Origin of the sequence: Ensifer adhaerens, assembly GCF_002940685.1 — a bacterium.
Classification (GTDB): Bacteria; Pseudomonadota; Alphaproteobacteria; order Rhizobiales; family Rhizobiaceae; genus Ensifer; species Ensifer adhaerens_E.
This window is the reverse complement of record NZ_PNFP01000007.1, coordinates 230,341-249,291: the sequence shown is the minus strand read 5'-3', so window position 1 is coordinate 249,291 and position 18,951 is coordinate 230,341. Positions and strand designations below refer to the sequence as shown.

The following is an 18,951-nucleotide window of genomic DNA, read 5'->3' as shown; positions in this document are numbered from 1 at the left end:
CCATGTTGCAAATCGCTGAAATATCGCCACAAACTTCGCAGGTTTCGATCATCCCGCGCGAATGCGGCCCGGATAGCCGAAGAGATATGTAAGCAGCACCCATGGCCAACGACCGCCTCGAACGCTTCGCCCACAATCTCGACTGGAATCTGCTGCGCACCTTCGTCGTGCTCGTCGAGGAAGGCAGCATCACGGCCGCCGCCAACCGGCTGCTCCTGCAGCAGCCGGCCGTCAGCATGGCGCTAAAACGGCTGGAGCAGACCTTCGGCCAGAAGCTCATCGACCGGCGCCCCGGCCGCTTCAACCTCACAGACGCCGGCGCCCGGCTGCATGCCCAGTGCCGCGACATCTTCGCAGCCGTGATCCGGTTGCCCAATGTTCTGGAGACCGCCGGCGAAGAGGTCACCGGCCACCTCAACATCCACTCCGTCAGCCACGCGCACAATCCCGCCTGGGATCGCAAGCTCGAAAGTTTCTTCCGCCTGCACCCGAAGGTGACGATATCGATCACCGTGGCAACGACGGTGGACATCCTGAGCGCCGTCGAGCGCAATGTCGCGACCATGGGGCTTTGCGACGGCAACATCCCCGATTGGCTCAACAAGCGCTTCCACGTGCGCGAGCGCTATGCGCTTTACTGCGGCCGAAGCCACCCGCTGTTCGGGGTCGAAGGCGTCGACTTCAACGATCTCAGGGGCAATCCCTATATCGCCTTCATCGCCGACGTGCTGGGCGGACAGCACATGAACTCGGTAACGGCGGTGCGGGCCATCGGCTCCTTCGGCCAGCAGGTGCGTGCCGTCTCCTGCAATGTCGAGGAGGTCATGAGGCTGATCGCTTCCAATGTCGGCATCGGCATGCTGCCCGATCATCTCGCGGCACCCGCCGTCGCCGATGGCCAGATCTGGCAGCTGCCGCCCTACTCCGATCTCCCGACCACGGACGTCTTCCGGATCTCCAATCCGAACGCGATCCTCAATCCGGCGGAGGCCGCCTTCCTGGCCCATGTCGCCGATACCGAGCCGCTGGATCACTGCCTCGATGAGAGCGCCTGACCATCATCAAGATTGATAGCCACCTTTCCGGTTATAAATTTGAACGCGGATGACAGCTTGCCTATGGTCCGGCCGACAAGCAACGGAGGCAGGCATGCAGGACTACGATGTGGCAATCATTGGCGGCGGGATTGCCGGACTGTCGCTCGCCTATTTCCTGGCGCCGCACCGTTCCGTGGCGGTGATCGAACGGGAGGAAGGGCTCGGCTATCACAGCACCGGCCGTTCGGCCGCGGAATTCGTGCTGCGCTACAATGCGCCGGAGGTCTGTGCGCTGGCGGCGATCTCCAAGAGCTTCTTCGACAGTCCACCCGAAGGCTTCTCCGAGGTGGCGCTGCTCAAGCAGCGCGGCGGCGTGATGATCGCCAAGGCCGAGAAGATTGCCCGGTTCGAGGAGGTGTTCGCCGAGGAGAGCCGCGCCAATCCCGACCTTAGGCGGCTGACCATCGACGAGGCGATTGCCTGCGTACCGATCCTGCGCCGCGACTACGTGGCCGCGGCCTATTACGATCCGCAGTTCTGGGACATCGAAGTCGAGAACCTGCTGCAAGGTTACGTCCGCGGTGCGCGCCGCCACGGCGCGGCGATCATCGAGCGCTCGGACGTGCTGGCCCCGCGCCGGGACGGCGACCGCTGGGTTCTGTCGACGAGCGCCGGCGAAGTCCGCGCCAAGACGATCGTCAATGCTGCCGGCGGCTGGGCCGATCCGGTTGCCGAGATCTTCGGTGTCGCCCCCGTCGGCATCGTGCCGCACCGTCGCACGGCAATCACCGTCGATCTTCCCGAAGGCATCGATGCGCTGACCCTGCCTGAGATCAACGAAATCGACGAAGACTTCTACATGAAGCCCGAGGGCGGACGGCTGCTTTCCTCGCCCGCCGACGCCACGCCGTGCGAACCCGCCGACGTCCAGCCCGAGGAAATCGACGTCGCCTGGGCGGCGCACTATATCGAGGAGGCAACGACCGTGCCGGTTCGCCGCATCTTCAAGAGCTGGGCCGGCATGCGCAGTTTCTCGCCGGACAAGCTGCCGGTGATCGGCTTTGCGCGCGAACGTCCGGATTTCTTCTGGCTCGCCGGCCAGGGCGGCTACGGCATTCTCACCTCGCCCGCGCTCGGCGCGTTCGCCGCAAACCTCCTCGTCGGCGCGCCCGTGCCGAAGGGTTTTGGATCGGCTGGCCTCGATCCCTCCACGTTCAGCCCGGAGCGACTGGAGGCCTGAGAGATCCGAAACCGCAGCGGGTCGACGGCAAGCGAAGGCGACGCAATCGCTGCCGTAAGCGTCAGCGCGCAAACGCCGGCCCGGTATACACGCCGCTGACACATGGTCCGCGAGATTGAACCCACCGGCAAAACCTGACACGAATACATCAGGGAGGACGGTTCATGTATTATGCGATCTTGGCTTATCACACGGCAGGGGTGGTCGAATCCTGGAGCGAGGAGGAGGACGCGGCGCTGATGTCCGACCTGCTCGAGGTGCATCACCGTTTCGTTGCGCAGAAGGCATTTGGTCCGGCCGCGCGGCTTGGTCCCGCCGAAGGCGCCGTCACGCTCCGCGGCCCGGGCGCTGGCATCGTCATCGACGGCCCCTTTGCCGAAACCAAGGAGGAATTGCTGGGGCTCTATGTCGTGGACTTCCCGACGATCGAGGCGGCAATCGAGGCGGCGCGCGAACTGCGCCGCAGCAATCCGACGGCAATCTACGAAATAAGGCCGATCGCACTTTATATACCGGGGGCAGGCTTGCCGGGTTCCCAGGGCTAGCGAACACGCAATACCGGCGGCCCTTGGCCCGGCACCATGCTAGGATCCACGGCCATCCGCCTGAGCCTCGGGCGCGTCAGCGTCTGTCGCCGGCGCGGCTGGCCGCGCGGCGCGTTCAAGATCATCAAGCAGCGCCTCGGGCTGCCACGCCTTCAGCCCGGACGCCGCAGCCTCCTTGACCAGCGCGCAAAGCCGCGCGTTCACGGGCGCCCGTCGTCCAAGTTTCGTCGCCAGCGCGACGACCTCGCCGTTGATCCAGTCCACTTCGGGGAACCGGCCGGCGGCAAGATCGTCCGCCATCGAGGAACGCGCCGTCGCATCGATCTTCAGCATGCGGCTTGCGAGCAACCGGAACAGGCCGTCCGGCAGATCGAGCACGGCCGGCAGCCAGCCTGGCGGAAGCGGCGTCAGGCGCGCGGGCCGAATGCGGCCCTCCACTTCCAGCAACGAGAGCGCTTCCCGCTGGCCGAGCGCCAGACATCGACGAAAGCCGCGCATGCCGAGCTGTTGGCGCAGCGGCAGCCCCGAGAGCGCATTGATCGCATTGTTGAGGTTCATCAGCAGCTTGGCCCACTGCACCGCCTCCATGTCACGGCGAAGCTGCAGCGGCAGGCCGGCGGCACTGAAGAACGGCGCGACCAAAGCCATCGACGGATCGTCGTCGACGGCGATGTCTCCTTCCGTCGCGCGATGCAGATGCGCAGGCCCGGGCGCCGTGACGTTGAACGGCACCATGCCACGCAGGACTTTGGCCGGCGGCAGCAGAAGTTGCAGCGTTGCAGCGTTTCTGATGCCGTTCTGCAGGCTGAGAACCGGCGTACCGGGACGAAGCTCCGAGGAAAGCTGGCTGGCAGCCTCAGCCGTCTGGCCGGACTTGACGGTCAAGAGGATGACATCGCATGACCTGAGCGACGAGATGGCATCGGAATAGACAATTCGCCCGGGCTCGACGAAGTCGTCGCGGCCGTCAAGATCGGTCAGCCGCAATCCATCCTTGAGCCAGACCGCCCCGCGTGCTGCGCGGCCAACGAAGGTGACCTCCGCCTCGGCCGCCAACAGGCAACCGCCGACAAAGCCGCCGATCGCGCCCGCCCCCAGAACTCCAATCCTCATGCTGTGGGATCCTCTGCGACCAGCCCCGGGGAACAACATGCCAGCTACTTGCCGCTATTTCCGTCAGCGGTCCGTCGAGCTGTGAACTGTAACAGAACTTACAACAAACTGACATTCCGCTTTCATGAAGCGCCGATATGGCAGGTGTCATACCGATGACCGGTCTCCCCGAAAGAGGACCTGCTAGACATGTTTCAGTTGAAGAACGTAACCCGCCAGTTCGGCAAGAAGACAGCCGTGAGTTCGGTTACCTTCGACATCCCGCAAGGGCAGATGGTCGGCGTGATCGGCCGTTCGGGCGCGGGCAAGTCGACGCTGCTGCGCATGATCAACCGCCTCGTCGACCTGTCCTCCGGCTCGATCGACTTCGACGGCGCGGAAGTTTCCTCGCTTCGGGGTGCGGCACTTCGCACCTGGCAGCGCGACTGCGCCATGATCTTCCAGCAGTTCAACCTGGTGCCGCGTCTCGACGTGCTCACCAACGTGCTTCTCGGCCGCCTCAACCACCGCTCGACCGTCTTGAGCATCCTCAACATGTTCACCCGCGAAGAGCGCATCATGGCGATCGGCGCGCTCGAGCGCCTCGGTATCGAACAGACCGCCCTTCAAGCGGCCGGCACGCTTTCCGGCGGCCAGCAGCAGCGCGTCGCCATCGCCCGCGCACTGATGCAGCAGCCGAAAGTTCTGCTTGCCGACGAGCCGATCGCCTCGCTCGATCCGCTGAACGCCAAGATCGTCATGGATGCGCTTCGCGACATCAACGAGCGCGACGGCATCACCGTTATTACCAATCTCCACACGCTCGATACCGCGCGCAATTATTGCGAACGCATCATCGGCATGGCGCATGGCCGCGTCGTCTTCGACGGCCAGCCGAGGGATCTGACGGCGGCAGCGGTTGCCGAGATCTACGGCGCCGATACGGGCATCGAGGAATCGATGACCTCCACCAGCATCAACATTCCGGCGGCAGCACCGCAGGAAGAAACGGCATCGGCCGGCCTCAAGCCGCTGGCACTGGCCGGCATCTGACGCTCGCCACGATCGAAAGCCCGCGTCAAGGGCACCTCTTTGAAACCGAATAGATCCGGCCGAGCCGGACACGGGAGAACCTTATGCTGAAGAAAGCTCTTCTGGGCGCCGTCGCGCTCCTCGCCCTCGTCGGCCACGCCCAGGCGGAAGACCTGAAGGAATTCCGCATCGGCATCCTCGGCGGCGAAAACGAAGCCGACCGCCTGCGCAACTTCCAGTGCCTCGTCGACAAGCTGCCGGCCGCCATCGGCGTCGAAAAGGTTTCGCTGTTCCCGGCCGCCGACTATGACGGCGTTATCCAGGGCCTGCTCGGCGGCACGCTCGACTATGCCGAGCTCGGCGCTTCCGGCTACGCCAAGATCTACCTCGCCAAGGCTGACGCCGTCGAGCCGATCCTGACGACCGTCCAGACCGACGGCTCGACCGGCTACCACTCGATCATGGTTGCCCGCAAGGATAGCGGCATCACCAAGATCGAAGACCTGAAGGGCAAGAAGCTCGGCTTCGCCGATCCGGACTCGACCTCAGGCTACCTCGTCCCGCTCGTCACCCTGCCGGAAGCGATCGGCGCCCCGGTCAAGGAATTCTTCGGTGAAACCGGCTTCGGCGGCGGTCACGAAAACCTCGTTCTCGAAGTCGTCAAGGGCACGTTTGATGCCGGCACGACCTTCGGCTCGGGCGTCGGCGAATTCAAGGACGGCTACACCTCGGGCAATCTCAAGAAGATGGTCGACAAGGGCATCCTCGACATGAACGACCTGGTCGAACTCTGGAAGTCGCCGCTGATCCCGAACGGCCCGATCGTCGTACGCACCTCGATGAACGACGACATGAAGGCGAAGTTCAAGCAGTTCATGCTCGACCTGCCGAAGACCGATGCTGCCTGCTTCTCGGCCATCCAGGGCGGTGACTTCACCGGCTTCACCGAAGTCAACTCGGATTTCTACAAGCCGATCATCGACGCCCGCAAGGCAACGATCGGCGGCTGATAGCGCGCATACCCCGGGAACGCTGGCCGCCCAAACGGCCAGCGTTTCCCTGTTTGAAGAGCCTGCTCTGACCCGGCTTCAGGGCATGTCCATCGCTTATTTCCCGCATTTCCTGACGGAAAAACCGCTTCGCACTTTTCCTGGAATGCTGATTTGTTTTCACGCATTTCCTGACGGAAAAACCGCTTCGCACTTTTCCTGGAATGCTAAAGAGGCCGGCGAAAGCCGGAACGGTCATGGCAACTTCCCTGCTCCCGCGGCATCTGAGCGACAACGGCGCCGTCATCGAGCGTCACTGGCAGGAACTCAGTTCCCGCCGCCGGCTTTACTCCTGGCTCGGCTTCGGCGTTCTGTTCCTGGCGCTCTCGGGCTCGCTGTGGTTCGCCAACGATTCCAACGCCGGCAAGTTCTTCGACCGTTTGCCGCATTTCTTCGATTTCGTCGGCGATCTCGCCCCGCGCGACGGCCTGGAAATTTTCCGCGCCATGTTCGACCTGCCCTCGCCCTATGACGACGGCAGCTTCAAGTACAACTACCCCGAGGGCCGGTTGTATCTGACCGAAAGCTTCTACATCCCCGAATACGTGCACAAGATGCTGGAGACCGTGAACATCGCGATCTTCTCCACCGTCATAGGCACCACCTTCGGCTTCGTGCTCTGCTTCCTCGCGTCACGCAACCTGATGCCCAATCCCTGGATCCGCGGTACTGTTCGCCGCGTCATGGAGATCCTGCGCGCCTTTCCCGAAGTGGTGATCGCCGGCTTTTTCCTCGCCATCCTCTCGCTCGGCCCCATTCCGGCGATCGCCGCCGTCTCGATCCACACGATCGGCGCGCTCGGCAAGCTCTTCTACGAAGTGGTCGAAAACGCCGACATGAAGCCGGACGAGGGTCTGCGCGCCGCCGGTGGCAACTGGATCGAGCGCGTCTGGTTCGGCATGGTGCCGCAGGTGCTGCCCAACTTCACCAGTTATTTCCTGTTGCGCCTCGAGATCAACGTGCGTGCCTCGACCATCATCGGCGCCGTCGGTGGCGGTGGCATCGGCGAACTGCTGCGCCTGTCGATCGGCCAGGGCCATCAGGCAAAGACGCTTGCAATCGTCATCCTGCTGTTTGCGACCATTTTCGCCGTCGACCAGTTTTCCGCCTGGCTTCGCCGCCGCCTCGTCGGCGAGCAGGCCTTCCAGCTTGCCCAGTAGGTGCGCGCCATGACCACGACCACACGTTTGAACCCGATGGAAATGGACGCGATCGCGAGCCGCCATCCCGAACTCCTGAAATCCTCGGCGTCCAAGCGCATGCGCACCGCAGCGATCGCCGGCGGCGTCGTCTTCTATCTCATCTTCAGCTGGTGGTTCTTCTCGATCGGCCAGGTGCTCGGCAATGCCAACTGGGGCATTGCCGGCACCTATCTCGCCGACTGGGTCTCCTATGAGGTGCGCCCGGAAATCCACGTCGCGCCCGACCGGACGATGAGCCTCAACTACCAACGCAATTCGCCGCTCGGACCCAACCCCAATCCGGCTTGGGTGGAACTCGACAGGCAAACGGTAACGCGCCGCGTGGAGGTTCCCGCCACGGCAATCCAGGCAGCAAAGCCGAAGGCGAGCTCGTCCTTCAGCTTCATGGCGCCCGGCTCCGCCCTCGGTGGCGCTACCGCAACGGCCGACGCGCAGAACCGTGTCGAAACCCGAACGGAAGAAGTCCTGACGCGCGTCCTCGTCACCTATGACCGCTCGACCCGGATCGAGGTCGCCGATGGCCTGGTGAAGGCGACCCATGGCGGCGAGACCCTTGTCATGGCCGTCGATGGCGCCGACACGGTGACGCCACAGGGCGCACTGCCCAATTGGGCGACGCAGAAGCGCCCCGGCGAAAAGATCGTGCTCGCCTTCGGTGCCACCGGCTGGGCCGAAGTCGAAGGCGACGAGGTTTCCGTTCGCAACCGCTTCTTCGGCTGGGCGAATTTCCTCTTCGACACCAACTCGCCCTTCTTCCGCATGAGCTATGGCGAAGTCGCCTCGCTCATCACATCCGGTGAGCGCATCGATCCGGCGCGGTCCAACCTGTCACTCGCCTGGAACAACATTCTCTACAATGCCGAGTGGCAGCATCTGGACGTCTGGACGAAGCTGCTGCAGACCGTGGTCATGGCCTTCGTCGGTACGCTCTTTGCCTCGCTGATCGCCTTCCCGCTCTGCTTCCTCGCGGCGCGCAACATCACCCCGAGCTTCCTGACCAATCAGCTGGTCAAGCGATTCTTCGACTTCCTCAGATCGGTGGACATGTTCATCTGGGCGCTGTTCTTCACCCGCGCCTTCGGTCCCGGACCGCTTGCCGGCATCTCGGCTATCTTCTTCACCGACACCGGTACGCTGGGCAAACTCTATTCCGAGGCGTTGGAAAATATCGATGACAAGCAGCGCGAGGGCGTGAAGTCGGTGGGGGCTGCGCCGCTTGCCGTGCAACGCTTCGGCGTACTGCCTCAGGTGCTGCCGGTCTTTGCCAGCCAGGCGCTCTATTTCTGGGAATCGAACACCCGCTCGGCAACGATCATCGGCGCCGTCGGCGCAGGCGGCATCGGCCTGAAGCTCTGGGAGGCGATGCGCACCAATTCCGATTGGGAAAATGTCGCCTACATGGTGCTTCTGATCTTGCTGGTTGTCTTTATTTTCGACAGCATCTCGAACGCGTGCCGTTCGCGCCTGATGGGTCGCAAGGCACATTGACGACAACCTTGCAAAAGCGCGCCCGCCATCATGATGTTGTCATGGAAATCGGCTAGCTGCGCATCGCATCCCGCAAACAATCGACCCGCCGCCCCGGCGGGCCGGTCGCTACAAGAAAGTGAAGACCGTGCGTTATGCAATCTACTTCGCGCCGCCGGCGGACGACCGGCTGTCGCAGACCGCGTCCCGTTGGCTCGGCCGTGACGCCTTTACCGGCGCGCACTTCGGTCCCCCTGAGATCGCAGGTCTCGACACGGGGCTGCAGCACGCACTGACGGCCGATCCACGACGCTACGGCTTCCACGGCACGCTGAAGGCGCCGTTCGAGCTGGCGGAGGGCCGGAGCGAGGAAGAACTTCTCAACATCTTCGAGTGTTTTGCTGCCGACCTCGATCCGTTCGAAATCCCTGAGATCATTCTGCACCAGCTCGGTCCGTTCTTCGCGCTCGTGCCCTCCGCCCCCTCCGACGAGTTGCAGGATCTCGCCGAAGACGCGGTTTATCGCTTCGACCCCTTCCGCGCCCCGCTGTCGGATGCGGATTTTGCCCGCCGCAAGCCGGAGGCTCTGCCGGAGCGCCAGAGGCGTTATCTCAGGGAATGGGGCTATCCCTATGTTTTCGAAGAGTTTCAGTTCCATCTGACCTTGACCGGCCCGGTGCCCGCTGAAACCAGTGGCATCATGCGTACCGCGCTCGAAACCACCTTTGCCGAGCATATCGGCAAGCCGCTTCCCGTCACGTCAGTCGCGCTCTTCGTCGAGCCTGAGCGCGGCGCCCCCTTTACTGTCCGCTCCCTGCTGCCGCTCGGCAGCGACACCCAACGAAAGATTGCATGAGATGAGCAAAGAACAGGTTCTGACCAACGCCCGCATCGTCCTCGAGGATAGTATCCTCGATGGCTCGGTGCTGATCCGCGACGGCAAGATTGCCGATATTTCCGAGGGCATAGTTGCGAGCGGCGAGGACTTCGAAGGCGACTATCTGATCCCCGGCCTCATCGAGCTGCACACCGATCACCTCGAAGCCCACTACTCGCCGCGCCCGGGCGTGCGCTGGCTGAAGATCGCGGCGATCCAGGCCCACGACGCACAGGTCGTGACATCAGGCATCACCACGGTCTTCGACTGCCTGCGGCTCGGCTCCGATGAAGATGGTGGCTTTCAGAAGGGCGAGATGCGCAGCATGGCCGATGCGCTGGCACAGGCCAAGGAAGAGGGTCGCCTGCGCGCCGATCACCTGATCCACCTGCGCTGCGAAGTTTCGACCTCCGACGTGCTCGACCACTACGAGGACTTCCGCAACGACCCGCAGGTCAAGCTGGTGTCGCTGATGGACCATGCGCCGGGCCAGCGTCAGTTCCAGACGATGGACCAGTATACGCTCTACTACAAATCCAAGCGCGGCCTCTCGGACGCCGAGTTCGCCCGCTTCGTCGAGCGCCAGCAGGCGCTTTCGGCGAAATATGCCGGCCCGCATCGCACAGCACTCGCCGAGGCCTGTGCGGCCCGCGGCATCACGATTGCCAGCCATGACGATGCGACCGTCGATCACGTCGAGGAGTCGATCGGCTTCGGCATCAAGCTTGCCGAGTTCCCGACGAGCTTCGAGGCCGCCGAAGCCTCGCACAAGGCAGGCCTGAGCGTGCTCATGGGCGCGCCGAACATCGTGCGCGGCAAGTCGCACTCGGGCAACATCGCCGCCCGCGACCTGGCAGAGCGCGGCGTGCTCGACGTGCTGTCCTCGGACTATGTGCCCTTCAGCCTGATCCACGCGCCCTTCGTGCTCTCCGACGAACTCGACGCCATCGACCTGCCAAGGGCGATCGCCATGGTGACCTCGACGCCGGCACGCACCGTCGGCCTTGATGACCGCGGCCGCATTGCCGTTGGCCTGCGCGCCGACATCGCCCGCGTCCACCGCAGGCAAGGCATCCCGGTCGTTCGCTCCGTCTGGCGCGAAGGACGGCGTGTCGCATGAGCGCGAACGAACAGGGCGGCGCGCTCGTCGTCGTCGTCGGACCGAGCGGCGCCGGCAAGGACAGCGTCATGGGCTTCGCCGCCCGGCACTTTGCCGACTATCACGACGTGCATTTCGTTCGCCGCGTCATCACCCGCCCGTCAGATGCCGGCAGTGAAGTGCATGAAAGCGTGTCGGAGGACGAGTTCGTCGAGATGCGAAAGGACGGCGCCTTCGCCGTCTCCTGGGATGCGCATGGCCTGAAATACGGCATCCCCTCCGCGGTGCTCCAGAATGTCAGGAGCGGCATGACGGCGATCGTCAATGGCAGTCGGGGTGCCCTGCCGGCGTTCCGGGACGCCTTCGGCGACATCGCCGTCGTCGTCATCACCGCCGAGACGCCGGTTCTTGCAAGGCGACTTGCCGAGCGTGGACGCGAGAGCGAGGAAGAGGTGCTGCGGCGCCTCAGCCGCCAGGCGCCGGATGTCACCGCCGGCCCCGACGTCAACCTGATCGACAACAGCGGCCGGCTGGAAATTGCCGGAAATCGCTTCGTCGAAGTGGTTGAGCGACTGCGCGTCAAGGCGGATCACGTGGCCTAGCGAGATCCGATTTCGCGACGCGACGGGACCTCCGAGGAGCGATCTCCTTTCCAACAATACATGCAAGGCTTCGAACCCTCAGGGTTCGGAGCCTTTCTTTTGCGCGCGAGCAATACGGGAACCGGTGGCAAAATTCCGGCGAAATCAGGGCTCTACGGCCATCTCCTCAGACGCGCGCTCCGGTCCCGGCAGCCCCGCCGCCCTTTCCTTTTCCGCAGGCGCCTTAAATTTCCTCTTGTGGAACAGGTTAATATGTATATACATTATATCCAGTGGAGGCGACCTAATGAACGAACTCTCGACCCGCAATCAGGCATCCGGCATCTGGCGCAACGTCCGGCTCGTGACGCTCGGCGAAACCGTTGACGGCCTTGGCCTCCTTGAGGATGCGGCTGTTGGGGTCGTCGATGGACGCATCGCCTATGCGGGACCGGAGCGCGACCTGCCCGCCGAACTCGCACGCGGCCTTGAAACGACCGATTGCCAGGGACGCGTCATGACGCCGGCTCTGATCGACTGCCACACCCATCTCGTGCACGGCGGCAACCGCGCCCGCGAATTCCAGATGCGGCTCGAAGGCGCAACTTATGAAGAGATCGCGCGGGCCGGCGGCGGCATCGTCTCCTCGGTGAAGGCGACCAATGCGCTGACGGTTGACCAGCTTGTCGAAGGCGCCCTGCCGCGTCTCGAGACGCTTTTGTCCGAAGGCGTCTCGACCGTCGAAATCAAGTCGGGCTACGGCCTCAACGTCACGGCCGAACTCAACATGCTGCGCGCCGCGCGCAAGCTCGAAACGCTGCGCCCGGTGCGCGTCGTCACCAGCTATCTCGCCGCCCACGCGACGCCTGCGGACTACAAGGGCCGCAACGGCGACTACATCACCGATGTCGTTCTGCCCGGGCTCGATGCCGCCCATGCCGAGGGACTGGTCGATGCGGTCGACGGCTTCTGCGAAGGCATCGCGTTCTCGACTGCCGAAATTGCCCGTGTCTTCGACCGTGCCAAGGCCCTCGGCCTGCCGCTGAAGCTCCATGCCGAGCAGCTTTCCAATCTCGGCGGAGCCAAGCTCGCTGCCTCCTATGGTGCGCTCTCGGCTGACCACCTCGAATATCTCGACGCCGAAGGCGCCGCAGCGCTGGCCAAGGCCGGAACCGTTGCAGTGCTCTTGCCCGGCGCCTTCTATGCGCTGCGCGAAGAACGCCTGCCGCCGGTTCAGGCGTTGCGCGACGCAGGCGCCCATATAGCGATCGCCACCGACTGCAATCCCGGCACCTCGCCGCTGACCTCGCTGCTTCTGACCATGAACATGTCGGCGACGTTCTTCCGGCTGACGGTTGCCGAATGCCTCGCCGGCGCCACCCGCGAAGCCGCCCGCGCGCTGGGCCTTCTCGCCGAAACCGGCACGATCGAGACCGGCAAATCGGCTGATCTCGCGCTTTGGAACATCGAAGACCCGGCCGAGCTCGTCTACCGCATCGGCTTCAACCCGCTTCATGAACGCATCTTCAGAGGGCAAAGGATCGGTCAATGACCATCATTCTCCACCCGGGCTCCGTGCCCCTTCGCGACCTCGAAACCATCTACTGGACCGGCGAACCCGCCCGTCTCGACCCGTCCTTTGATGCTGGCATCAACAAGGCGGCGGCACGCATCGCCGAGATCGTTGCCGGCAATGCGCCGGTCTACGGCATCAATACCGGCTTCGGCAAACTCGCTTCGATCAAGATCGACAGCGCCGATGTCGCAACGCTGCAGCGAAACCTGATCCTGTCGCATTGCTGCGGCGTCGGCGAACCGCTCGCGGAAAACGTCGTCCGCCTCATCCTGTCGCTGAAGCTCGTCTCCCTCGGCCGTGGCGCTTCCGGCGTGCGCCTCGAACTCGTTCGCCTCATCGAAGCCATGCTCGAAAAGGGCGTCATCCCCGTCATCCCCGAAAAGGGCTCGGTCGGCGCCTCCGGCGACCTCGCGCCGCTTGCCCATATGGCAGCTGTCATGATGGGCCATGGCGAAGCCTTCTACAAAGGCGAACGTTTGTCGGGCGCCAAGGCACTTGCCGCCGCCGGCCTGACGCCGGTGGTGCTCGCAGCCAAGGAAGGCCTGGCGCTGATCAACGGAACCCAGACCTCGACGGCGCTAGCGCTCGCCGGCCTCTTCCGTGCCCATCGCGCCGCACAGGCGGCACTCATCACCGGCGCCATGTCGACCGACGCGGCCATGGGTTCGTCCGCGCCCTTCCACCCCGACATCCACACGCTGCGCGGCCATCGCGGCCAGATCGATACGGCCGCAGCCCTTCGCGCGCTGCTCGCCGGCTCGGCGATCCGCGAAAGCCACATCGAAGGCGACGAGCGCGTGCAGGATCCCTATTGCATCCGCTGCCAGCCGCAGGTGGATGGCGCCTGCCTCGATCTCCTGCGCTCGGTCGCGCGCGTGCTCGAGACCGAAGCCAACGCCGTTACCGACAACCCGCTCGTGCTTTCGGACAATTCCGTCGTTTCCGGCGGCAACTTCCACGCCGAGCCGGTTGCCTTTGCCGCCGATCAGATTGCCCTTGCCGTCTGCGAAATCGGCGCGATCTCGCAGCGCCGCATCGCACTGCTCGTCGACCCGGCGCTTTCCTACGGCCTGCCGGCCTTCCTTGCCAAGAAGCCCGGCCTCAACTCCGGCCTGATGATCGCCGAAGTCACGTCGGCTGCGCTGATGTCGGAAAACAAGCAGCTCTCGCACCCGGCCTCGGTCGACTCGACGCCGACCTCGGCCAACCAGGAAGACCACGTTTCCATGGCCTGCCATGGCGCGCGCCGGCTGCTCTTGATGACGGAAAACCTGTTCTCGATCGTCGGCATCGAAGCGCTGACCGCCGTCCAGGGCGTCGAATTCCGCGCGCCGCTCGCAACGAGCCCCGAACTGCAGAAGGCCGCTGCCGCCCTTCGCGCCGTCTCGCCGACGATCGAAGAGGACCGCTACATGGCCAACGACCTCAAGGCCGCCGGCGACCTCATCGCCTCCGGCCGGCTGAACGCCGCGGTCTCCGCCGGCATCCTGCCAAGCCTGGAGGCCTGAGATGGCAGCCTTCGAAGTCAGACAAGGCAACTCGCCGGTCATCCTCGGCTTTCCGCATACCGGTACCGACGTGCCGGCCACGGTCTGGGATCGGCTGAACGACAACGGCCGGATTCTCGCCGACACCGACTGGCACATCCATCAGCTCTATGATGGCCTGCTGCCGGAGGTCACCGTCGTTCGCGCCACCTTCCATCGCTACGTGATCGACGCCAACCGCGATCCCGCGGGCGTCAGCCTCTATCCCGGCCAGAACACCACCGGGCTGATCCCGGAAACGGATTTCGACGGCAAGCCGATCTGGAAGGATGGCGAGGTGCCAACCGAGGCCGATATCGCCGAACGCCTCGAGGCATTCCACGCGCCGTATCATGCGGCGCTCGCCGCCGAGATCGAGCGGGTCAAGGCGATCCACGGCGTCGTCGTGCTCTACGACTGCCATTCGATCCGCTCGCACATCCCGTTCCTGTTCGAAGGCAAGCTGCCGGATCTCAACATCGGCACCGACATGGGCAAGACCTGCGCACCGGAAATCGAAAGGGCGACCGCCGATATCGCCGCTGCTGCAAAGGGTTACACCAGCATTCTCAATGGTCGCTTCAAGGGCGGATGGACCACGCGACACTATGGTCGTCCGGAAACCGGCGTTCACGCGATCCAGATGGAACTGGCGCAATCGACCCATCTTGCCGCCGAGGAACCGCCTTTCGCGCTCGACGCCGCACGGTCCGCGCTTTTGCGGGAGCCGCTGAAAGCCATCCTGAACCGCATCGAAACAACAGCATTTGACCTCAAGACACTCACAGGGAGCGAGGCATGACTATCAACAATCCGCGCCACAACATTCGCGACGTGCGCGCCCCCCAGGGCACGACACTCAATGCCAAGAGCTGGCTGACCGAAGCGCCGCTGCGCATGCTGATGAACAATCTGGATCCGAACGTTGCGGAAAACCCGCACGAGCTGGTCGTCTATGGCGGCATCGGCCGCGCGGCACGCACCTGGGCCGATTTCGACAAGATCGTCGAGACCCTCAAGGACCTCAACGACGACGAGACGCTGATGGTCCAGTCCGGCAAGCCGGTCGGCGTCTTCCGCACCCACAAGGACGCGCCGCGCGTTCTCATCGCCAACTCCAACCTCGTGCCGCACTGGGCGACCTGGGACCACTTCAACGAGCTGGATAAGAAGGGTCTCGCCATGTACGGCCAGATGACCGCCGGCTCGTGGATCTATATCGGCACGCAGGGCATCGTTCAGGGCACCTACGAAACCTTCGTGGAAGCCGGCCGCCAGCACTATGGCGACAACCTCACGGGCAAGTGGGTCCTGACCGGCGGCCTCGGCGGCATGGGTGGCGCCCAGCCGCTCGCAGCCGTCATGGCCGGCGCCTCGTGCCTTGCCGTTGAGTGCAACCCGGACTCGATCGATTTCCGCCTGCGCACCCGCTACCTCGACGAGAAGGCCGAGACGCTGGACGAGGCGATGGAGATGATCGCCCGCTGGACGAAGAACGGCGAAGCCAAGTCCGTCGGCCTGCTCGGCAACACCGCCGAAATCCTGCCGGAGATGGTCCGCCGCGGCATCCGCCCGGACATGGTCACCGACCAGACATCGGCGCATGACCCGGTCAACGGCTACCTGCCGAAGGGCTGGACCATGGGCCAGTGGAAGGAAAAGCGCGTCAGCGATCCGAAGGCGGTAGAAAAGGCCGCTCGCGCCTCGATGCGCGACCACGTCGAGGCGATGATCGCGTTTCAGGACATGGGCATCCCGACCTTCGACTACGGCAACAACATCCGCCAGATGGCCAAGGAAGAGGGCCTTGAAAACGCCTTCGCCTTCCCGGGTTTCGTTCCGGCCTATATCCGTCCGCTCTTCTGCCGCGGCGTCGGTCCGTTCCGCTGGGCGGCGCTGTCCGGCGATCCGGAGGACATCTACAAGACCGACGCCAAGGTCAAGGAACTGCTGCCCGACAACAAGCACCTGCACAACTGGCTGGACATGGCCCGCGAGCGCATCGCCTTCCAGGGCCTGCCGGCGCGCATCTGCTGGGTTGGTCTCGGCGACCGCCACCGCCTCGGCCTCGCCTTCAACGAGATGGTCAGGAACGGCGAGCTGAAGGCGCCTGTCGTCATCGGCCGCGACCACCTCGACTCCGGCTCTGTCGCCTCGCCGAACCGCGAAACCGAAGCGATGAAGGATGGCTCGGACGCCGTTTCCGACTGGCCGCTGCTCAACGCGTTGCTCAACACGGCGTCGGGCGCCACCTGGGTGTCGCTGCACCATGGCGGCGGCGTCGGCATGGGCTTCTCGCAGCATTCGGGCGTCGTCATCTGCGCCGACGGGACCGATGATGCGGCCAAGCGCCTGGAACGCGTGCTCTGGAACGACCCGGCAACCGGCGTCATGCGCCATGCCGATGCGGGCTACGACATCGCGCTTGAGTGCGCCAAGGAAAAAGGCCTGCGCCTGCCGGGCATTCTCGGCAACTGATCCGCTCTTGACCGACATACTCAAGGACACACTGATTGGGGCGCCGAAAGGCGCCCCAATCACTTTTTGATGAGACTGGCGTCAGGACTGCGTCTTCCTCGCTCCGCCGCCTTGCAGCTGTTGATAGCAATGCTAGAAAAATCGAGATGCCATCGCATTGCTGGCGACGCGTTGCAGAACATCTCTGTTCGCTCACGCGAGCGCTGGTTTTTCATGAGAAGGCTTCATGCGCTGGGGCAAGTACGGGAGAAGAACCATTAGACATCTTATGTTTGCCACCGGGCTTCTTGCGAGCGTCTTTGTTGCCTCGTCTGCGGTCGCTCAAAACGTGAGTTTCTTCGGCCCTGTTCGCAACGGAGAACGGCATTTTACCGCCTTCCCGGAATTTATCGGCGTCGGAATGAGCCAAGGGGAAGCCAAGAAGAGGGACGTGGTCTTCTCGACAATTCAAATGATCGCCATGGCCGCCGGAATTGAGACCAAGGCCCAACCGGGCCTCGGAAGAAACACCATCGGCGTGATCTTCAGAGAGGACGTCGTCAAGAATGGCCGGGTCGACGTCAGCAAAATCGAAGATTTCGGCTTCGACCCCTACTACGAGCGGCTGCTGAACGATACTGCGGCAACTGGCGTGCCAAATTGCGCTTCCGCCGTGAACTATTCCGCCGAAGGGCGATTTGACCGAGCTGTCATCGTTGCAAACAGCGATGTCCCCGATCAGGAATTGGCGACCTGCGTGGCGCAGGCCCAGGCGCACGCTCTGGGGATAGCCACGTTTACCGCCAGCAAGGCCGACTTTTCGCGCTTCTTCGCGAGGATCATGATCCTCGCCGATCAAAAGAAGAGATGCCTCCAGGACAACCAGACAAAGTTCACCTGCAGTTTTGTCGATGAGCCCTGGGATTAGTTCACGAGCGGCGTAATGTTTTCTTCCCTGTTTTATCGCCGTCGAGCGCGAGCAGCAGCACCAGCCCAGCGAAGCCACCCAGACCGCCGAGCAATGCCGTGCCCGAGTAATCACTGATCCGGGTGCCAAGCGCGAAGAGGCCTGCGCAAAGGCCGCCGCTCAGGAAGAGGTTCACGGCGATCAGCGAGCTTCCGAGCCCCGGCCGGTCGGCAATCAGGTCCTGAAGATAGCTGATCGGGATCGTGATCAGGGCCGCGGCCCCGAAAGCGCTGATCAAGGTGAGTGCATAGATCTGCCAGGTCGCCGTCGAAAAGCCGAGCAGCACCATGTAGCCGATATAGACGGCTGATCCGAGCGCCAGCGCCTTGAACGGAACGAGGCTCAACTGGATGCGCGCCCAGACGAAGATGAAGACGACTTCGAGGAAGGCGACGATGCCGACGATGATGCCGATATCGGTGACGCTACCACCGATCTCATCGGTCATGATCAAGGGCAGCACCGCCGCATTGACATGCAGCGACGACGTGATGGTCGCAACGGCGATCACGCGCAGGAAGATCCCCGGCGCCAGGATCTCCCGGAACGACGTCCAATAGGACAGCCGCTTGCCGAGCGATGCATCGGCCCCGCCTTCGTTGGGCAATCGAAAATAGACGATCAGCAGGTTGGCGAGGCAGCCGAGGCAGGCGAGCAGATAGGCGGGCAGCATGCTTTCGCCGCCGGCCAGTGCAAAGCCGACCAGTCCGGGCACCAGAACCCAGGACACCGATATGGCCGCGCGGGCGCCGGTCGTCAGCGACGCCGCGTCATGGCCGCTCATCCGGCGGGCAATGCTGCGCACGTTGGCAAAAAGCAGCGTGTAGAGCGCGCCGTAGATCGGCAACAGCAACAGGACGCTGATGACGAAGCTCGCCTGGTACGGCAGGACATAGACGATGCCGTAGCCGACGACACCGAACAGGATCGCCGTCGACATCAGCACCCGGTAGTTGCCGACGCGATCGGCCAGGATGCCGATCGAGACGCTGACGACGACATTGACCGTGGAGGCGAGAAGGATGAGCAGCGAGTAGACGGCGTCGCTGAGACCCAGCTCGTTAATGCCGACGACGGATTGATAGGGCGAGGTCGCAGCACCCGCAAAACCGAACAGGAAGATCGCCAGCATGCTGATCCGCATGGCCGGGTTGCGCATGGCGCTGAGAATGGTGGAAGTCATGCCAGAACGTGTCCGCGAAGC

At 63.7% G+C, this 18,951-nt stretch carries 17 protein-coding genes; 15 read left to right on the top strand and 2 right to left on the bottom strand.

The annotated features are described in order from the left end of the window. Window positions 1-101: 101 nt before the first annotated feature. The 3 genes from C1A35_RS16010 to C1A35_RS16000 all read left to right on the top strand — a co-directional run bounded on the left by C1A35_RS16010 (window position 102) and on the right by C1A35_RS16000 (window position 2,822). The gene (locus C1A35_RS16010; RefSeq protein ID WP_104665276.1) at window positions 102-1,055 is read left to right on the top strand and encodes a LysR family transcriptional regulator; all 954 of its coding nucleotides are present in this window, start codon (window positions 102-104) and stop codon (window positions 1,053-1,055) included. Between the two features lie 94 nt (window positions 1,056-1,149). Beyond that, on the top strand, window positions 1,150-2,277 hold the full coding sequence (locus tag C1A35_RS16005; RefSeq protein WP_104665275.1) for an NAD(P)/FAD-dependent oxidoreductase: 1,128 nt from the start codon (window positions 1,150-1,152) through the stop codon (window positions 2,275-2,277). A 164-nt stretch (window positions 2,278-2,441) separates the two neighbouring features. Then, window positions 2,442-2,822, top strand: coding sequence for a YciI family protein (locus C1A35_RS16000; protein WP_104665274.1), 381 nt, complete (start codon window positions 2,442-2,444; stop codon window positions 2,820-2,822). Window positions 2,823-2,861: 39 nt separating this feature from the next. Here C1A35_RS16000 and C1A35_RS15995 read toward each other — a convergent pair whose 3' ends face one another. Next, entirely contained in the window at window positions 2,862-3,935 is a 1,074-nt protein-coding gene (locus C1A35_RS15995; protein WP_104665273.1) for a 2-dehydropantoate 2-reductase, read from the bottom strand. A 189-nt stretch (window positions 3,936-4,124) separates the two neighbouring features. Between C1A35_RS15995 and phnC the strand changes: the two genes are divergently transcribed. From phnC to C1A35_RS15935, 12 genes are all read left to right on the top strand, one after another. Continuing rightward, window positions 4,125-4,967: a phosphonate ABC transporter ATP-binding protein gene (gene phnC / locus C1A35_RS15990; RefSeq protein ID WP_104665272.1), complete on the top strand. Its 843-nt coding sequence runs from the start codon at window positions 4,125-4,127 to the stop codon at window positions 4,965-4,967. Between the two features lie 83 nt (window positions 4,968-5,050). Next, window positions 5,051-5,956: a phosphonate ABC transporter substrate-binding protein gene (phnD, locus tag C1A35_RS15985; protein WP_104665271.1), complete on the top strand. Its 906-nt coding sequence runs from the start codon at window positions 5,051-5,053 to the stop codon at window positions 5,954-5,956. A 236-nt stretch (window positions 5,957-6,192) separates the two neighbouring features. After that, on the top strand, window positions 6,193-7,155 hold the full coding sequence (gene phnE, locus C1A35_RS15980) for a phosphonate ABC transporter, permease protein PhnE (protein WP_104665378.1): 963 nt from the start codon (window positions 6,193-6,195) through the stop codon (window positions 7,153-7,155). Between the two features lie 9 nt (window positions 7,156-7,164). Then, entirely contained in the window at window positions 7,165-8,685 is a 1,521-nt protein-coding gene (gene phnE, locus C1A35_RS15975; protein ID WP_104665270.1) for a phosphonate ABC transporter, permease protein PhnE, read from the top strand. Between the two features lie 127 nt (window positions 8,686-8,812). Continuing rightward, window positions 8,813-9,520 carry a DUF1045 domain-containing protein gene (locus tag C1A35_RS15970; RefSeq protein WP_104665269.1) on the top strand — a complete coding sequence of 236 codons (708 nt, stop codon included), beginning with the start codon at window positions 8,813-8,815 and terminating at the stop codon, window positions 9,518-9,520. Window position 9,521: 1 nt separating this feature from the next. Further along, the gene (locus tag C1A35_RS15965) at window positions 9,522-10,661 is read left to right on the top strand and encodes an alpha-D-ribose 1-methylphosphonate 5-triphosphate diphosphatase (RefSeq protein WP_104665268.1); all 1,140 of its coding nucleotides are present in this window, start codon (window positions 9,522-9,524) and stop codon (window positions 10,659-10,661) included. Next, window positions 10,658-11,242: a phosphonate metabolism protein/1,5-bisphosphokinase (PRPP-forming) PhnN gene (gene phnN, locus C1A35_RS15960; protein WP_104665267.1), complete on the top strand. Its 585-nt coding sequence runs from the start codon at window positions 10,658-10,660 to the stop codon at window positions 11,240-11,242. Before C1A35_RS15965 ends, phnN begins: the two co-directional genes overlap by 4 nt. Before the next feature lie 286 nt (window positions 11,243-11,528). Next, window positions 11,529-12,773, top strand: a complete 1,245-nt coding sequence (gene hutI, locus C1A35_RS15955) for an imidazolonepropionase (RefSeq protein ID WP_104665266.1) — start codon at window positions 11,529-11,531, stop codon at window positions 12,771-12,773. Further along, entirely contained in the window at window positions 12,770-14,305 is a 1,536-nt protein-coding gene (gene hutH / locus C1A35_RS15950) for a histidine ammonia-lyase (RefSeq protein WP_104665265.1), read from the top strand. Before hutI ends, hutH begins: the two co-directional genes overlap by 4 nt. Before the next feature lies 1 nt (window position 14,306). Beyond that, on the top strand, window positions 14,307-15,125 hold the full coding sequence (gene hutG / locus C1A35_RS15945) for an N-formylglutamate deformylase (protein WP_104665264.1): 819 nt from the start codon (window positions 14,307-14,309) through the stop codon (window positions 15,123-15,125). A 2-nt stretch (window positions 15,126-15,127) separates the two neighbouring features. After that, window positions 15,128-16,801: a urocanate hydratase gene (hutU, locus tag C1A35_RS15940; RefSeq protein WP_199772957.1), complete on the top strand. Its 1,674-nt coding sequence runs from the start codon at window positions 15,128-15,130 to the stop codon at window positions 16,799-16,801. Window positions 16,802-17,027: 226 nt separating this feature from the next. Continuing rightward, entirely contained in the window at window positions 17,028-17,708 is a 681-nt protein-coding gene (locus tag C1A35_RS15935) for a hypothetical protein (protein ID WP_158665085.1), read from the top strand. Between the two features lies 1 nt (window position 17,709). On the opposite strand, the gene C1A35_RS15930 is transcribed toward C1A35_RS15935, so the two are convergent. Beyond that, window positions 17,710-18,930, bottom strand: a complete 1,221-nt coding sequence (locus tag C1A35_RS15930; RefSeq protein WP_104665261.1) for an MFS transporter — start codon at window positions 18,928-18,930, stop codon at window positions 17,710-17,712. Window positions 18,931-18,951 lie beyond the last annotated feature (21 nt).

What these genes read in the sequence shown, in the direction of transcription:
- C1A35_RS16010 (WP_104665276.1), top strand. Translation starts at nt 102, where the DNA reads ATGGCCAACGACCGCCTCGAACGCTTCGCCCACAATCTCGACTGGAAT.
- C1A35_RS16005 (WP_104665275.1), top strand. Translation starts at nt 1,150, where the DNA reads ATGCAGGACTACGATGTGGCAATCATTGGCGGCGGGATTGCCGGACTG.
- C1A35_RS16000 (WP_104665274.1), top strand. Translation starts at nt 2,442, where the DNA reads ATGTATTATGCGATCTTGGCTTATCACACGGCAGGGGTGGTCGAATCC.
- C1A35_RS15995 (WP_104665273.1), bottom strand. Translation starts at nt 3,935, where the DNA reads ATGAGGATTGGAGTTCTGGGGGCGGGCGCGATCGGCGGCTTTGTCGGC.
- phnC (WP_104665272.1), top strand. Translation starts at nt 4,125, where the DNA reads ATGTTTCAGTTGAAGAACGTAACCCGCCAGTTCGGCAAGAAGACAGCC.
- phnD (WP_104665271.1), top strand. Translation starts at nt 5,051, where the DNA reads ATGCTGAAGAAAGCTCTTCTGGGCGCCGTCGCGCTCCTCGCCCTCGTC.
- phnE (WP_104665378.1), top strand. Translation starts at nt 6,193, where the DNA reads ATGGCAACTTCCCTGCTCCCGCGGCATCTGAGCGACAACGGCGCCGTC.
- phnE (WP_104665270.1), top strand. Translation starts at nt 7,165, where the DNA reads ATGACCACGACCACACGTTTGAACCCGATGGAAATGGACGCGATCGCG.
- C1A35_RS15965 (WP_104665268.1), top strand. Translation starts at nt 9,522, where the DNA reads ATGAGCAAAGAACAGGTTCTGACCAACGCCCGCATCGTCCTCGAGGAT.
- phnN (WP_104665267.1), top strand. Translation starts at nt 10,658, where the DNA reads ATGAGCGCGAACGAACAGGGCGGCGCGCTCGTCGTCGTCGTCGGACCG.
- hutI (WP_104665266.1), top strand. Translation starts at nt 11,529, where the DNA reads ATGAACGAACTCTCGACCCGCAATCAGGCATCCGGCATCTGGCGCAAC.
- hutH (WP_104665265.1), top strand. Translation starts at nt 12,770, where the DNA reads ATGACCATCATTCTCCACCCGGGCTCCGTGCCCCTTCGCGACCTCGAA.
- hutG (WP_104665264.1), top strand. Translation starts at nt 14,307, where the DNA reads ATGGCAGCCTTCGAAGTCAGACAAGGCAACTCGCCGGTCATCCTCGGC.
- C1A35_RS15935 (WP_158665085.1), top strand. Translation starts at nt 17,028, where the DNA reads ATGCGCTGGGGCAAGTACGGGAGAAGAACCATTAGACATCTTATGTTT.
- C1A35_RS15930 (WP_104665261.1), bottom strand. Translation starts at nt 18,930, where the DNA reads ATGACTTCCACCATTCTCAGCGCCATGCGCAACCCGGCCATGCGGATC.